Annotated in this window: 16 protein-coding genes; 7 read left to right on the forward strand and 9 right to left on the reverse strand. The window is 41.7% G+C overall.

Going from position 1 to position 14,745, the window contains the following annotated elements; translation table 11 throughout:
- The first annotated feature begins 94 nt into the window (after positions 1-94).
- The 4 genes from EGC82_RS17655 (at position 95) to EGC82_RS17670 (ending at position 3,579) form a co-directional block, all read left to right on the forward strand.
- Positions 95-661: a YajG family lipoprotein gene (locus EGC82_RS17655; protein WP_124731916.1), complete on the forward strand. Its 567-nt coding sequence runs from the start codon at positions 95-97 to the stop codon at positions 659-661.
- A 60-nt stretch (positions 662-721) separates the two neighbouring features.
- Entirely contained in the window at positions 722-1,306 is a 585-nt protein-coding gene (locus tag EGC82_RS17660; RefSeq protein WP_124731917.1) for a peptidylprolyl isomerase, read from the forward strand.
- Positions 1,307-1,696: 390 nt separating this feature from the next.
- Complete coding sequence (locus EGC82_RS17665; protein ID WP_124732698.1) at positions 1,697-2,029, forward strand: hypothetical protein; 333 nt, start codon at positions 1,697-1,699, stop codon at positions 2,027-2,029.
- 128 nt (positions 2,030-2,157) lie between these two features.
- Entirely contained in the window at positions 2,158-3,579 is a 1,422-nt protein-coding gene (locus EGC82_RS17670; protein WP_124731918.1) for an AmpG family muropeptide MFS transporter, read from the forward strand.
- Positions 3,580-3,791: 212 nt separating this feature from the next.
- On the opposite strand, the gene EGC82_RS17675 is transcribed toward EGC82_RS17670, so the two are convergent.
- On the reverse strand, positions 3,792-4,277 hold the full coding sequence (locus EGC82_RS17675; protein WP_124731919.1) for a YajQ family cyclic di-GMP-binding protein: 486 nt from the start codon (positions 4,275-4,277) through the stop codon (positions 3,792-3,794).
- A gap of 338 nt (positions 4,278-4,615) precedes the next feature.
- Here EGC82_RS17675 and EGC82_RS17680 point away from each other — a divergent pair, with 338 nt between their 5' ends.
- The gene (locus tag EGC82_RS17680) at positions 4,616-4,972 is read left to right on the forward strand and encodes a VanZ family protein (protein ID WP_124731920.1); all 357 of its coding nucleotides are present in this window, start codon (positions 4,616-4,618) and stop codon (positions 4,970-4,972) included.
- A gap of 6 nt (positions 4,973-4,978) precedes the next feature.
- The gene (locus EGC82_RS17685; RefSeq protein ID WP_124731921.1) at positions 4,979-5,959 is read left to right on the forward strand and encodes a 2-dehydropantoate 2-reductase; all 981 of its coding nucleotides are present in this window, start codon (positions 4,979-4,981) and stop codon (positions 5,957-5,959) included.
- A gap of 2 nt (positions 5,960-5,961) precedes the next feature.
- Here EGC82_RS17685 and EGC82_RS17690 read toward each other — a convergent pair whose 3' ends face one another.
- The 8 genes from EGC82_RS17690 to hemA form a co-directional block, all read right to left on the reverse strand.
- Positions 5,962-6,834, reverse strand: a complete 873-nt coding sequence (locus tag EGC82_RS17690) for a DMT family transporter (protein WP_124731922.1) — start codon at positions 6,832-6,834, stop codon at positions 5,962-5,964.
- Positions 6,835-7,000: 166 nt separating this feature from the next.
- Positions 7,001-7,852 (reverse strand): 3-deoxy-8-phosphooctulonate synthase, encoded by an 852-nt coding sequence (gene kdsA, locus EGC82_RS17695; RefSeq protein WP_124731923.1) that lies wholly within the window; start codon positions 7,850-7,852, stop codon positions 7,001-7,003.
- Positions 7,853-7,869: 17 nt separating this feature from the next.
- Positions 7,870-9,117: a DUF819 family protein gene (locus EGC82_RS17700; RefSeq protein WP_124731924.1), complete on the reverse strand. Its 1,248-nt coding sequence runs from the start codon at positions 9,115-9,117 to the stop codon at positions 7,870-7,872.
- Between the two features lie 214 nt (positions 9,118-9,331).
- Entirely contained in the window at positions 9,332-10,120 is a 789-nt protein-coding gene (locus tag EGC82_RS17705) for a transglutaminase family protein (protein WP_124731925.1), read from the reverse strand.
- 9 nt (positions 10,121-10,129) lie between these two features.
- Positions 10,130-10,525 (reverse strand): SirB2 family protein, encoded by a 396-nt coding sequence (locus EGC82_RS17710; RefSeq protein WP_124731926.1) that lies wholly within the window; start codon positions 10,523-10,525, stop codon positions 10,130-10,132.
- A gap of 122 nt (positions 10,526-10,647) precedes the next feature.
- Positions 10,648-11,505 (reverse strand): peptide chain release factor N(5)-glutamine methyltransferase, encoded by an 858-nt coding sequence (prmC, locus tag EGC82_RS17715; protein ID WP_124731927.1) that lies wholly within the window; start codon positions 11,503-11,505, stop codon positions 10,648-10,650.
- 9 nt (positions 11,506-11,514) lie between these two features.
- Entirely contained in the window at positions 11,515-12,600 is a 1,086-nt protein-coding gene (gene prfA / locus EGC82_RS17720) for a peptide chain release factor 1 (protein ID WP_124731928.1), read from the reverse strand.
- Between the two features lie 14 nt (positions 12,601-12,614).
- Positions 12,615-13,865, reverse strand: coding sequence for a glutamyl-tRNA reductase (gene hemA / locus EGC82_RS17725; RefSeq protein ID WP_124731929.1), 1,251 nt, complete (start codon positions 13,863-13,865; stop codon positions 12,615-12,617).
- Between the two features lie 236 nt (positions 13,866-14,101).
- Between hemA and lolB the strand changes: the two genes are divergently transcribed.
- Complete coding sequence (lolB, locus tag EGC82_RS17730; protein WP_124731930.1) at positions 14,102-14,713, forward strand: lipoprotein insertase outer membrane protein LolB; 612 nt, start codon at positions 14,102-14,104, stop codon at positions 14,711-14,713.
- Positions 14,714-14,745 lie beyond the last annotated feature (32 nt).

Raw genomic sequence — 14,745 nt, forward strand, 5'->3', positions numbered from 1 at the left:
GAGTTATCTTTATAACAACATAACCTTGGCGATACTGGAAACCCAGACAAATTCTGGTATCATTTATCTACCGTTTACTTGTTATTGTTGTCTCATGAAGTTATTAATCCCTATTTTACTGTCTACATTACTGTTAACAGCTTGCGCCAGTTATGAACCGACTCATGTTGGCCTCAATCCGACCCTGGGTGCGGTTAAGTTACAAACTGAAGCCGATTTTCCGGTAATGGTCGACACCATAGATACTCGAGAAGCAAGCTTTGTAGTGCGTTTTAACGAAGAAGGTAAAGCGCCTAGGTTGGTGAGCGCCAGTGAGCCGGTTCGTCAACAGCTGGAAAAACTGTTTCGTAATGGCATGAACAAAGCGGGTTATGTTATTGACCCTGCCGCACGTAATTCAGTGCAGTTTCAACTCAACTATTTATTGGCTGACGTAACTGATTCTACATTCAGTTTTGAATCAAAAACACGCCTAGTTATCAATGTATTAGCTAAAAATTCACAACAAGAATTCACTAAGTCATATAATGCTAATGGCTACTTAAAAGGCTCATTGAGCCCAGACTTTGCCACGCTTGAATTAGATATCACTCAATTAGTTGATAAGCTCACCACTGAAATTCTTAACGATGAAGAGTTACACCAATTTATTCAACGTTAATCCAACACGCATTATCATCGATTGGCATCGTTTGATGCCAATAACAAAGGACTGCATATTATGTTGAAATGGCTCGCCACTTGCCTATTGTTATTAACCAGTTTAAGCACTAACGCCGCAGTCGATATTCAAAAAGACACCTTATATCCGCAAGTAGAGTTAGACACCTCTATGGGTAAAATAGTGGTTGAGTTAGATCGCACTCGTTCACCGCTGACCGTAGATAACTTTTTAACCTATGTGGTGAAAGGCGAATATGACAATACTATTTTTCATCGCGTAATTAGCGAATTTGTCGTTCAAGGAGGGGGATTAACCGCTAAATTAGAAGAGCGCCCTTCACTGGCGCCAATAGTGAATGAATCCGGTAATGGTTTATCTAACTTGCTTGGCACCATTGCAATGGCTCGAGATAACGATCCTCATTCCGCCACCCGACAGTTTTACTTTAATCTGGGTGACAATAAGAAATTAGATCCTTCTAAACGTCGCTGGGGCTACACCGTTTTTGGTGAGGTTACTCAAGGAATGGATGTGTTAGAAGCCATTTCATTGGTTCCCACAGAACATAACCACACTCTAAACTGGCCAGATTTCCCGGTAAAGACCGTCATGCTAAAAAAAGCCACTTTATTGGCTCGCTAATTTCCTGCTATTCATCTATACCTACCGATGGTAATGCTAGCGCATACTATCGGTAAGGGCTCTATTCTCCACTCGTTCGATTAACTAATACCTAAACTAATACTATTATGCCAAAGCAATAATACATGACTAACATCAAGACGAATGCCGGCATCATTGAACGCTAACCAAAACTATTATCTTTTGTTCAATATGATAATGTTATTACCCCTACATTTTTACTAGCTTACAAATCAATGAAGTAGCACTATAGAATGACAAAATGACACTTTATTTCACGCTCACAGCTCCAACAACCTCATTAACGTCTATACTCTATTTTACCCCTCCACCCAGTTAGCTGCACAACTCTTGGCAACCGCATTTCGAATACTCAAGGACGCATTTATGATGACGGCTAATGATTTCATTGAAACTAAAGCCCCACAGCTTGCCTATTTCGGCAAAGCTTTTTTAGACAACCAATTAGATTACAAAGAAATACAACTGTATATGTGGGATGTATTAGAAGAATGGCAATGTATATCCAACAATCCCAATCAATTAACCGAACAACCTAGCGACACTGAAAAAGTGTTTTGGCACTTATTGTACTGTTTCGATCATTGGTCTGGCTGGGCAATTAAAGGTAATCAATACTTACGCCAACAAGTGCATGACTGTTGTGACTACATCAATATTGGCGGTAATGTGCCACAAAGTTGTATTGGTATCAGACCTTAAGGTAATTATCTTAATCCTAGTCTACATACCCGTTTAACCTCAAACAGACTTAATAATCTTTTAGAATGGCTTGAACCTAAACCGCTTGCAACATAAGCTAGAGCCATTCTCCTTTATCCAGTTGTCTTATGTCAGTTTTCTTGGCTCGTACCCGTGAAGCATTATCGGTTTATTACCACAAAAGAGTATTAATATTACTCTTAATGGGATTTTCTGCTGGCTTGCCATTAATGCTAGTTTTTTCAACCTTAAGTTTTTGGTTGCGTGAAGCCGGTATCGACCGAGCCGCTATTGGATATTTTAGCTGGATAGCACTAACGTATGCGTTCAAATGGGCATGGTCACCATTAGTAGACCGAATGTCGCTGCCGTTATTTACTCGTTTTTTAGGCCGACGACGAGGTTGGATGCTATTCGCACAACTGTGCTTAGTCGGTGCCATACTCGGTATGTCTGTTAGCGATCCTGTGATCAATCTTGAACGCTTGGCCTTATGTGCCCTACTTTTGGCATTTGCCTCCGCCACCCAAGACATAGTCATCGATGCTTTTCGGATTGAATCAGCCCCTGAAAAAATGCAAGCAGCCCTCGCGGCTGCTTACCAAGTCGGTTACCGCAGTGCGATGATCATTGCCACTGCAGGTGCATTAACTATCGCTGCTTGGGTATCACCAGGTGATGATACTTACAATCTACAAGCTTGGCAGACTGCCTACTTTGCCATGGCAATGTTAATGGGTATTGGCATTATTACCACCCTATGCAGTAAAGAACCGCAAGTCGATACCAAACAGGCTGACGATAAAGAACGCCTATTAAGAGCCGAGTTTGCAGCCAAATACCCTGCTAAAGTCGCTGGGGCATTAGCCTGGTTATACAGCGCAAGTGTATTGCCTTTTATTGACTTTTTTAAGCGTTATGGCAAAAGCGCGATTCTCATTTTGTTGTTAATCTCGTGTTATCGTATTTCCGATATTGTCATGGGTATTATGGCAAATGTGTTTTACGTTGATATCGGTTTTAGCAAAGAAGAAATCGCTTTTATCAGTAAAGTCTATGGATTGATTATGACCTTGGTTGGCGCCGCTTTTGGTGGGGTATTAATCATGCGTTATGGCACCATGAAAATTCTATTCTTGGGGGCCTTACTCGTCGCGGTCACCAACCTGCTGTTTGCTTGGCAAGCCTATATTGGCTACAACGTACCATTTTTAACCTTGGCAATTTCAGTGGATAATTTCAGTGCCGGGATCGCGACTGCGGCGTTTATTGCTTATTTGTCGAGCTTAACCAGTACGGGTTATAGCGCCACCCAATATGCATTATTGTCATCCATTATGTTGTTGTTTCCAAAATTTATTGCAGGATTTTCGGGCTTGTATGTTGATGCTTTTGGTTATATCAACTTCTTTGTTGCAGCCAGTTTGATTGGCTTTCCGGTATTAATATTGGTGGTGGTGGTGAATCGCTCGCAACAACAAGTCATAGCAGCGAAGCAAGCATCATCGGATGACTCAATTGATGTCTCGACGGATGAGGGAAAATCATAACTGTATGACCAGTTTCAAACTTCGTGAATTGACAACGCAAGGCTCTCCCTGCAACGCCAAAAAGGGAGTAGCCGTTAATTTCCTCTTGCTCTGGTGTGGGTGAAGCGCCACGACGTTAGTCGCCGCAGGCCATAAGCAAAAAACCGATAGGCTTTCCCATATCGGTTTTGCATTATCAGTGTTTGTCTCTGCAGCATGCAGAGATTTAAGGATTAATCCTTAAAGTTATCAAACTGAAAAGGTTGATCTAACTCTGACTCTTTAGCTAATCTCATTACAGCTTGTAAATCATCACGTTTTTTGCCAGTTATACGCACTTTATCGCCTTGAATGGCGGCCTGTACTTTAAGTTTGCTGTCTTTGATGGCTTTAACTAGCTTTTTGGCCGTCAGAGATTCGATACCTTGCTTGAAGTTAACTTTTAAACTGAAAGTTTTACCACTGTGAATCGCTTTATCATCGACTTCCATTGACGACGGATCGACGTTACGTTTGCTAAGCTGAATACGCAGAATATCGACTAACTGCTTACAAATGAAATCGTCTTCTGATTTTAAGGTAACGACATTGTCTTTCAAATCAATCTCGATTTCTTTACCACGTAAATCAAATCGGCCAGCCACTTCACGGCGAGAGTTTTCTACCGCGTTACGTAATTCTTCTTCGTCAACTTCCGACACAATATCCATAGATGGCATGTTGCTTTCCTCTTTGATTCATCACAATTATATCAGGCTATTTTACACTAGGACTCATTATCAGGATAGTGGAGTACAACCTGACAACTTATAACGGTTTTATTTTGTGCTAACTCGCGGTTGATTAACAAAAAATCATTAATAGGCTATTTTTATTGATCAGATGGCTAAACAGCCCATTATTACTGAGTTTAACAGCTAACGATTTACCATTATCAACAACGAAAATCCCCTTCGATGAACAATTATTGCTTTCAATAGAGGTTAAGTAGTGACAATTTTAAACAGGTTTCTTATTATTAGCCATATTCTCGTTTCACAAGGCTGATGTTACGCTCGTGATCACTTATAAAAATATTTTTAAACTTGCGTTAGTTGTTGCTGTGATAGTAACTAGCTATCTGGTTTTTTCAAAACCAAGTTACCCGCAGACTTTCGCTAATATGGATAAAGTGGGCCATTTAGGCAGTTTTTTTGCCCTTTCATATCTAGCACATTATGCGTTCAAACCGCGCTGGTATTTTTTGTGTACCTCTTTGGCTACTTATGCAGTGTTAATTGAACTGATTCAATCTCGCTTACCTTATCGCAGTGCTTCGGTTGCCGATGTGATTGCCGATTTTGTTGGGATTGCATTATTTTACTTACTGCACTTTTCAGTGACTAAATACCGTAAATTGAAAGCGAATCGTTAATAGACCATGGTAATTACATCTGTCTTACCGCCGCCATCCACCGATAACAATAGTGCGCTTATTGCCATATTAGGGGCCGGTGCAATTGGGCAGTTGATGTATCATAAATTGAGTCTTTGTACTCAAGCGACTCAAGCAAATGATGTGATGTTTATTGGCCGAGACAAACAAACTCGGCAACAAGAGCTAAGCTTTATTGACCATACGCACTATAACCATCATATATTAGCGACAATATTGGGCATTGAAGATGACCGCTTAACACAAGTTGAATTATTGTTAGTGTGTGTTAAAGCCTATCAAGTCGAACAAGCTCTTCTGCCCTTATTGGCGAGACTAGCTCCTCACTGCCATATTGTGTTACTCCACAATGGATTAGGTCCCCACCTACCCGTTACTGCTGCGATAGCAAACCATAAAAACCAAGGATTAACGTTAGGCACAACTTCACAAGCTGCGTTAAAGCAAAACGACTGGCAAGTACAACACAGTGGCTTGGGTGTAACCCAACTAGGGCATTTTTGTGGCCCCCTTATGTCACCAACATTAAAAGCGCGCCTTAATTATTTGCACAGTGACAATCAACCGCTTGAATGGCATCAACCTGTTTTACCTGTGTTATGGCAAAAGCTGGCGATTAATGCAGTTATAAACCCGTTAAGCGCATTAAATCAGTGTGCTAATGGTCAATTAGCAGCAACTCAATACCAAACGCAGATTACGGCTATTGTTGATGAGTTAGTACAAGTGGCTAAATGTGATGGCATTAGCTTAGATAAAACCGCTGTGATCGCGCGGGTGTATCAGGTAATCGATTTAACGGCAGCAAACTATTCATCCATGTATCAGGATGTCACGCATAATAGGCCTACTGAAATCAGTTATATTAATGGTTATATTTGCCAGCAAGCGAAGGTACATCAGCTTAATGCCCCCCATAATCAATCTCTGCTCGACAAGGTTTTACACCTCAGCAAATACGAATAATATTAGCTCCACATCACTAAAATAGCCGCGATGGCAATTAATAGTAATCCGGCAATATCGTTAATGTTAACCTTCTCTTTAAGCCAAAACGTCGCAATAATCAGAGTGAAAAATACCTCTACTTGACCTAAGGTTTTGACATAAGGCACTGCTTGCAACGACATGGCACTAAACCACCCAATAGAACCGATACAACTCGTCACGCTAATGGCTAAGGTTAATTTAGGTCGCTGCCATAACGCAGTTAAAGTTAATTTATCTTTTGCTAGTAAATAACCAATTAGCACTATCGTTTGCAGCCCTATAACACACAATAATACCCATGCAGCCCGATGCGTAAACGGACCTTGTAGAGTTAAGCTTGCTTCGCGCACCCATAGCGATGTCAGCGCAAAGCAACTGCCACACGCCAGCCCTAATAACACCGTTTTAAGCGACAAATGTTTAAAACCTTGTTTACTGCTTAGTAGCATCACCGCTACACCTCCAATAACAACACCTATCCAACCTAATATTGATAATTGAGTACCGAAAAAAATGACCCCAAGAATGGCCGCCACTAAGGCTTCACTTTTAGCCAGACCAGCTCCAATGGCATAATTTTGCATTTTAAACAACTGGACCATTAGCCCTGTTGCCAGTATTTGCATTGCCGATGCACCGATCACAAAACGCCAAAAGATGCTACTAAACTGAGGTAATGCGGTAGGTTGATATTGATGCAAACTATATAGATAGACGGCTGCTATAGGTCCTGCCCAAATAAATCTGGCTAAGGTTACGCCTGCAACGCTAACCTCTTTACTCAACTTACTTTGAAATGCATTGCGCCACGCCTGCATGAATGCGGCGAGAAAGGTAAACATGATCCACATAATGGGTTACTTCTTTACTAAAAAAGCCCTGAAACTTGGTAACAAGTCAGGGCTTATACAAGGACAATTAGATTACTGTTTACGGCGATTAAAAGACACTGATTAAGTGCCTAATTGATTAAAAATCAACTTGCCGAGGTTTCAGTTATTCAATGCCATTGATGATTTACTTGCTGGTATCAATAAACTCAAACGATTTAACTAAATCATCAACCGCTTTCATCTGGGTGAGATACTTTTCTAGCAAATGCAGCGGCAGCGCACATGGACCGTCACATTTTGCATTGTCAGGATCAGGATGCGCTTCAATAAATAAGCCCGCTAACCCTAAAGCCATACCACTGCGCGCAAGCTCCGTTGCTTGAGCACGACGTCCACCAGCAGAGTCTGCACGTCCACCAGGGCGTTGCAGTGCATGAGTCGCATCAAAAATTACCGGATAACCCGTTTGCTTCATTTCGTCCATGCCTAGCATGTCGACAACCAGGTTGTTGTAACCAAAGCTGCTGCCGCGTTCGCATAGGATAATGTTGTCATTACCGGCTTCGTTAAACTTGGTAATAATGTGACGCATTTCATGTGGCGCTAAAAACTGCGGTTTTTTCACGTTAATAACGGCACCGGTTTTAGCCATCGCGACAACAAGATCAGTCTGACGCGCTAAAAATGCAGGTAATTGAATAATATCAACAACTTCAGCAACAGGTGCACACTGATAAATTTCGTGTACATCGGTAATAATGGGCACATTAAAGGTTGATTTTATTTCTTCAAAAATACGTAAACCTTCTTCTATACCAGGGCCACGATATGAGTTAACCGATGAGCGATTAGCTTTATCAAAAGAGGCTTTAAACACATAGGGGATACCAAGTTTTTGGGTCACTTCCACATAATGTTCTGCAATCGACATTGCTAAGTCGCGCGACTCAAGTACGTTCATGCCACCAAATAAAACGAACGGCTTATCGTTAGCGACTTCAACATTATTAGTTAACTGAATAATTTTTTGATCCATTTGATCCTCTTAGCGCATTACGCTGCAACAATTTGTAATAACTGACCACATAGCCAAGCCATGTAAGTACCTAATGCATAACCGAATACGGCCAACAATACCCCGACAGGAGCTAATGCTGGATGGAATGCAGCAGCCACCACTGGCGCCGATGCGGCGCCACCAACATTGGCCTGGCTTCCCACGGCCATATAAAACAATGGCGCTTTAATAAGTTTAGCCACCAATAACATTAATCCTGCGTGCACTAACATCCACACGATACCAATTAAGAAATAAATCGGCGTATCCATGACTTTAGACACATCCATATGCAAACCTATGGTTGCAACGAGAATATATAAAAATGCCGAGGCGATTTTAGACGCGCCAGAGGCTTCAAGATGACGCACAGGACTAAACGAAAGCCCTAAACCAATGGTCGTCACAATGACCACTAACCAGAAGAATTTAGAGGTTAAACTGTAATCTTCGGTCCATGGATAGTTGGCTTCAAAGAATGGCCCTAAGAAGTCTGCCGCAAAATGAGCAAAACCTGTTACCCCGAAACCAACAGCTACAATCAACATGATGTCGCGAAGCGTTGGAATACGTGAATTTTCAGCGTGATACTTTTCTACTTTCTCTTTTAGCGCTTCAATTGCGGTAGTGTCTGCGCCGGTTCTGGCATCAATCTCTTTGGCTTTTGATGCCATAAATAATAATACGGCCATCCAGATATTGGCTACGATGACATCGACGGTCACCATTACTGAAAATATCTCACCGCCGACGTCATAAATTTCTTTCATTGCTGCTTGGTTAGCACCACCACCAATCCAACTCCCCGCGAGAGTTGTCATGCCGCGCCAAACCGCATCAGGGCCATTGCCACCGAGTAATGATGGATCAATCATTGATACGCTTAACAGTGCAATCGGCCCACCAATAACAATACCCAGCGTGCCCGTTAAAAACATAATTACCGCTTTAGGGCCTAAACTTAGAATAGCCTTTAAATCGACGCTTAAAATCAATAAGACTAAACACGCAGGCAATAAATACCGCGAAGCAACAAAATACAGTTGTGACGCATGGCCATCAATCACGCCAAAAGTGTTTAATAATGAGGGTAAGAAATAGCACAATAGTAATGCTGGAATGTATTTATAGAATTTTTGCCAAAACGGATGGGTGGATGAGCTAGTGTAAAAAACAAAGCCTAAAATAACGGCGAGTATACCGAGTGCGGTGGCATCATTGCTCACCATTGCTGACGTTGTCATGCAGTGTTCTCCCTTACAAATACATTATATTTTTAGTTGTTATTGTTATTGCTAATATTACTGTGAATCTTGCTGTTGCGAATCTTGTTATTGCGAATTTTTTTGTGATTTAATTCTTATTACTCTGTAACTAAACGATTAAATCAGCTTGCTAGCAGAATAAAAACTGCTTTGAGTTACCCCAAAGCAGCCTAAGTTGCAGGTTATCAATTAATTAATGATAAACCTGCGTATGTTGACTGAGTTCCTTTAATTGAATCTTAACCAGTTCAATTACCGGATCATGCGGACTCAAATCAATGAAGTGCTGTAAATCAGACATGGCCACTTTAATACACCCTAACTGCTGAGCAATAAAAGCCCGCTCGCGATTAAGGTGAACATCGTCTGGATGCCATTGTAATAATAAATTGCAACATTCCATTGCCTGTTCAAATTTATGACTGACAATACAACCCGCTTTCAGCTCATGTAACATGCGGCTAATTAGCCGCTTTAGCGTAGCCGTTTTAAGATGACTCGGTTTTAATTTAGCCGCATTACCCAGTTCACCGCGCACGAATGCATGCAATTGATGACGGCTAAGCTCATTACCAGTTAGTGGATCATGATATTTAACCACATCATTAACTTGGCTTTTTAGTACCGTATTACCGGGTAATAAAATCGCCTCGAGTGTTATGTCGAGTTGCTTAGCTAATAAGATCAGTAATATAGATAACGTAGTGCTGTTACCTTGACGCTTTAATACGCAGTAACTTAAATCTGCAGCCTCGACACTAAAATAGTCGTCTCGTACACAAAAACCTAAATCATTGTAAAACCACTTAAACAGACCTTCAAGCCGTGCTTGCTGGTCAACAACATAGTGACTCAATACTGAACCGGCCATTTCGTACCACGCCCACATAGCAGGTTTAGAGGTTGAAAAGCCAAGATGTTCAGAGAGTTCAAATGCAGTTTCGGGAATCGAAACTGCATCATCAAGAAGATATTTTGCCATTAAAACCAATTAACCCATCAATACGACTTGTTTAAAATAAGCCAGTTTGGCCGCTAACACTACCCAACCAATTGCGCCAATAAATGCAAAAAACTTAAACAGCTTATTACGATTAGATTTTAGTGCCATCACGCCTAATGCAATGTATGCCACAACACAGGTGATTTTTTCTGTCATCCACGGATCCACAAAAGGATATTGTTTGATCATAAAGCACAAGGTGAAGCCAGACAGTAATAAAAAAGTATCAATGACATGGGGAGCCACTTTAACAAACTTTTTTTCCATAATAGGAGACTGACGTAAATGTAAAACAAAGCGCACGATAAAAAAGATCACACTCATGGCAACTAACATCATGTGAGTATGCTTTACCGCTGGATATAAACTGTAAAATGTTTCCATTAATTAAGTCTCATTGAAAAGGTAAAATAAAAGGCGGCTAGTTTACTCTATCAACCAGCCGCACACCAATACCGTGATTGTTGCTATTTACTTAGAAAGATAAATACCTGTTGGAGGCTGGACTAGCCATCAATCCATTGCCCTATAGTGCAGCGATCATTACTGCCAAAGTCTCGAACTGTAGCAACGTTTTGATAGCCAAGCTCAATGAGTTTTTCACGGACTTTAATGGCTTGTTCATAGCCATGTTCAAGCAATAAATACCCACCAGGAAGTAAATGAGCCCGAGCTTGATCGGCAATATAATACAACTCGGCATAGCCTTCATTTGCGGCAGTGAGTGCGCTTTGCGGTTCAAAGCGAACATCGCCTAAATGAAGGTGCTCGTCGGCTTCATCAATGTAAGGTGGATTAGACACGATTAAATCAAAATCGCGCTGCTTAACCGCAGAAAACCAATCTGACTGGATAATTTCTACATCGGGTAAATTAAGATTGCCACGATTAGCCTTAGCAAGTTCAACGGCTTCAGGAACATTATCAATGGCAGTAATACGCCATTTCGGTCGCTCCGACGCTAACGCCAATGCAATCGCGCCCGTTCCGGTACCTAAATCCAATACTTTGGCATTGTGACGCACTGATAAGTTCAGTGCAGTCTCAACTAAAATTTCGGTGTCTGGCCGTGGAATAAGGGTCGAGTCGTTAACAATAAAGGGTAATGACCAAAACTCCCGCTCGCCAATGATATGTGCAACCGGAATTCCGTTTTGACGTTTAGCAATCATCTGGCTATAAGCTTTAAATTGCTCACTAGTGAGCTGTCGCTCAGGCCAAGTGTATAAAAAACTGCGATTTTTATTTAAACAATGCAGTAGCAAAGCCTCTGCATCCACGTGAGCAGATTCAGAGGTTGCCGCCAGTTGTGAATAAGCCCATTGCAGGGCTTCAGCAATTGTTGAATACGAAGACTGAGTCAAGAGCACTCCTTATTCGTCAGCTAACGCGGCAAGCATATCTGCTTGATGTTCTAGCATGATAGGGTCAAGCAAGACATTTAAGTCGCCTTCCATGACTTCATTTAAGCGATATAGCGTTAAGTTGATACGATGATCACTTACGCGGCCTTGTGGGTAATTATAGGTTCTAATACGTTCAGAACGATCGCCACTGGCCACTAAGCTACGACGAGTCGTTTCTTCAGCACTACGTCTTTTTTCGTCTTCAACAGCTTGAATTCGTGCAGCCAATACACTCATGGCTTGGGCACGGTTTTTATGTTGCGATCGTTGATCCTGACACTCGACAATAATACCTGATGGAATATGGGTAATACGAATAGCAGAATCGGTTTTGTTAACGTGCTGACCACCCGCACCAGAGGCGCGGAATGTATCCACTTTTAAGTCAGCAGCATTAATCGAAATCGCTTCAGCTTCAGGCACTTCATGCAATACCACTACCGTGCAGGCAGAGGTATGCACACGACCCTGAGATTCAGTTTCTGGCACACGTTGAACGCGATGCCCGCCTGACTCAAACTTTAATTTACCGTAAGCGCCGTCACCACTGATTTTGACAATGATTTCTTTAAAGCCGCCATGCTCGCCTTCGTTAACGTTCATGACTTCCATTTGCCAACGGTTAGCTTCACAGTAACGTGAATACATACGGTACAAGTCACCCGCAAAAATGGCCGCTTCATCACCACCAGCACCAGCACGAATTTCAAGAAACGCGTTAGTGTCATCATTAGGATCGGTAGGCAGTAGTAAGACTTGTAATTCATCTTCAAGCTTTTCTAACGCTTGCTTAGATTGCTTATATTCATCTTGCGCCATTTCACGCATTTCCAGATCGTCTTCTTCAAGCATCTCTTTGGCGTATTCGAAATCTTTTTGGGCTTGTTGGAATTCAGTAAAACCTTTTACCACATCTTCAAGTTGAGAATATTCTTTGGATAATCCACGAAAGCGGTCTTGATCCGCTATCACGCTGGGATCACTGAGTAACGCCAATACTTCTTCATTACGCTCGAGCAAGCCTTCTAGCTTGCGGATAACGGATTCTTTCATTTAGCTCGCTAACCTTAGTTTTTATCTAAACCAAGCGCAGTTCTTAATTGGCCTAACGTATTCAAATCGCCTTGACGGCTGGCTGAAGTAAGCGCTTGTGTGGGTGAATGTATTAAACGATTAGTTAACCTATTGGCTAACTCAAGGATTACTTGCTCACTATCACTGCCTTGAGATAATTTATTCAAGGCGCGCTCAACTAATTCATCTTTAATCGCCAAGCTCTGGCTGCGATATTCGCGAATACTGTCGACTGACTCTAAAGACTTAATCCACTCCATAAATATGTGTGATTGATCTTCAGTAATTAATTCTGCTTGCTCGGCGGCTTCTTTACGTGAAGCCATGTTCTGTTCAATTATGCTATGCAGATCGTCTACAGTATAAAGGAATGCGTCGTCTAACTCACCGACTTCTGCTTCAATATCTCTTGGAACTGCAATATCGACCAACAACATAGGTTGGTGACGACGCTGTTTTAGCGCTTTTTCGACCATACCTTTACCTAAAATGGGCAAAGGGCTGGCGGTAGAGGATATCACGATATCGGCTTTAGCGAGAAAATCAGGTATTTGTTCCAGGGTAATTGCGGTCGCATTAAACTCTTTGCACATGGCTTGAGCACGTTCAATAGTGCGATTAGCCACCACCATTGAAGCAACACCATTATCTTTAAGATGTTTGGCGACTAATTCAATGGTTTCTCCTGCACCAATAAGCAACACTTTAGTAGTGCTCAATGATGAGAAAATGTGTTTAGCCATACTCACTGCCGCAAATGCAACTGAAACAGCTGCGGCGCCAATTTCGGTTTCGGTACGGACTTTTTTAGCCACTGAGAAGGTATTTTGAAATAAACGATCAATGGTTAATGCAATGGTGCCTGCTTCTTTAGCCTTCACAAACGCTTGCTTAACCTGCCCCAAAATTTGCGGCTCGCCTAATACCAGTGAATCTAAACCCGATGCAACCCGCATTAAATGTTTAACGGCAACTTGCTCTTCATAAACATAGATGCACGGCATTAAATCACTGTGCTCTAAATTATGGTAATCCTCTAACCATTCAATAATGTCTTCCTTCTCGGCATTATTGCAATATAGCTCAGTACGATTACAGGTCGACACAATAACAGCCTCGCCCGTTCGGGTGCGACTAGCCAGGCTTTTCATGGCGTCATGAATGCGGTCTGGAGAGAAAGCGACTTTTTCACGCAAATCTACCGTGGCGGTTTTATGGTTTATCCCGATTATTACTAGGCTCATTTGATGGTATCAAGTTCTTTTCGGTGACGTTAATTAGTCTATTCTACTGAATTGGACCGACTAAAAACACAATTGGCTTAACAAAACCGAATAAATGTCTCAATTTTTATGTTTGTTCACATATGTATTATGCAAACCATTACATTAATATCACATTAATTTTGCCAAAAGCATTTTTACATAATCGCTTAAGCCCAGTATCATAAGAACATGTCAAACAACTGCTAGGCAATCCATTGCGTTTATCTGCCTCTTTATTCCATATCGTTACCATTTCCGTGTTGTTTTTATTAGCCGGTTGTAGTGTTACTCCATCTGAAGATTTTACGCCTATCAATGTGACCAATGCCGCTCAAGCTAAAGCATGGGAACTACAAGGCAAAATTGCCGTCAAAACAGCTGAAGAAAAATTTAGTACCAATCTATATTGGCTACATCAACCCAGCGCCAATGATTTACGTTTAACAACCGTATTAGGCACCACAGTATTAACCCTTAAGACCAACCAAGGTATGGCGACACTTGACGTTGACGGCAAAACCTATCGCGACAGCAACGCCCAGGATTTATTAACCGGCATTAGCGGCTGGTCAATACCTTTGGACAGCTTACCTTTATGGATCACCGGCCAAATTGGCAGCAATGATAAAATTGTCAGCTATAATCCTGATGGCACAATTAAACAATTAATCAGCCACGACGCCCAAGCAAATTGGTCAGTCAGTTTTATCAGTTGGCAACAACAAGGCGGCGCACTTGTGCCTAAGCTATTGAAAATTGAACGTGAAGATGTGCAAATAAAAATTCAAACTAATCAATGGACAGCGGTAAAATCCAAAGCAAAGTAGCGTTAAATGTTAAGTGCTGGCGAATGAACAAG

Origin of the sequence: Shewanella livingstonensis (assembly GCF_003855395.1) — a bacterium.
GTDB classification, from domain to species: Bacteria; Pseudomonadota; Gammaproteobacteria; order Enterobacterales; family Shewanellaceae; genus Shewanella; species Shewanella livingstonensis.

Excerpts from the sequence above, each read along its gene's own strand:
- EGC82_RS17685 (WP_124731921.1), top strand. The coding sequence starts at position 4,979 with ATGGTAATTACATCTGTCTTACCGCCGCCATCCACCGATAACAATAGT.
- EGC82_RS17700 (WP_124731924.1), bottom strand. The coding sequence starts at position 9,117 with ATGACAACGTCAGCAATGGTGAGCAATGATGCCACCGCACTCGGTATA.
- EGC82_RS17675 (WP_124731919.1), bottom strand. The coding sequence starts at position 4,277 with ATGCCATCTATGGATATTGTGTCGGAAGTTGACGAAGAAGAATTACGT.
- EGC82_RS17665 (WP_124732698.1), top strand. The coding sequence starts at position 1,697 with ATGACGGCTAATGATTTCATTGAAACTAAAGCCCCACAGCTTGCCTAT.
- kdsA (WP_124731923.1), bottom strand. The coding sequence starts at position 7,852 with ATGGATCAAAAAATTATTCAGTTAACTAATAATGTTGAAGTCGCTAAC.
- EGC82_RS17690 (WP_124731922.1), bottom strand. The coding sequence starts at position 6,834 with ATGTGGATCATGTTTACCTTTCTCGCCGCATTCATGCAGGCGTGGCGC.
- hemA (WP_124731929.1), bottom strand. The coding sequence starts at position 13,865 with ATGAGCCTAGTAATAATCGGGATAAACCATAAAACCGCCACGGTAGAT.
- prfA (WP_124731928.1), bottom strand. The coding sequence starts at position 12,600 with ATGAAAGAATCCGTTATCCGCAAGCTAGAAGGCTTGCTCGAGCGTAAT.
- EGC82_RS17705 (WP_124731925.1), bottom strand. The coding sequence starts at position 10,120 with ATGGCAAAATATCTTCTTGATGATGCAGTTTCGATTCCCGAAACTGCA.
- EGC82_RS17710 (WP_124731926.1), bottom strand. The coding sequence starts at position 10,525 with ATGGAAACATTTTACAGTTTATATCCAGCGGTAAAGCATACTCACATG.
- EGC82_RS17655 (WP_124731916.1), top strand. The coding sequence starts at position 95 with ATGAAGTTATTAATCCCTATTTTACTGTCTACATTACTGTTAACAGCT.
- EGC82_RS17660 (WP_124731917.1), top strand. The coding sequence starts at position 722 with ATGTTGAAATGGCTCGCCACTTGCCTATTGTTATTAACCAGTTTAAGC.
- EGC82_RS17670 (WP_124731918.1), top strand. The coding sequence starts at position 2,158 with ATGTCAGTTTTCTTGGCTCGTACCCGTGAAGCATTATCGGTTTATTAC.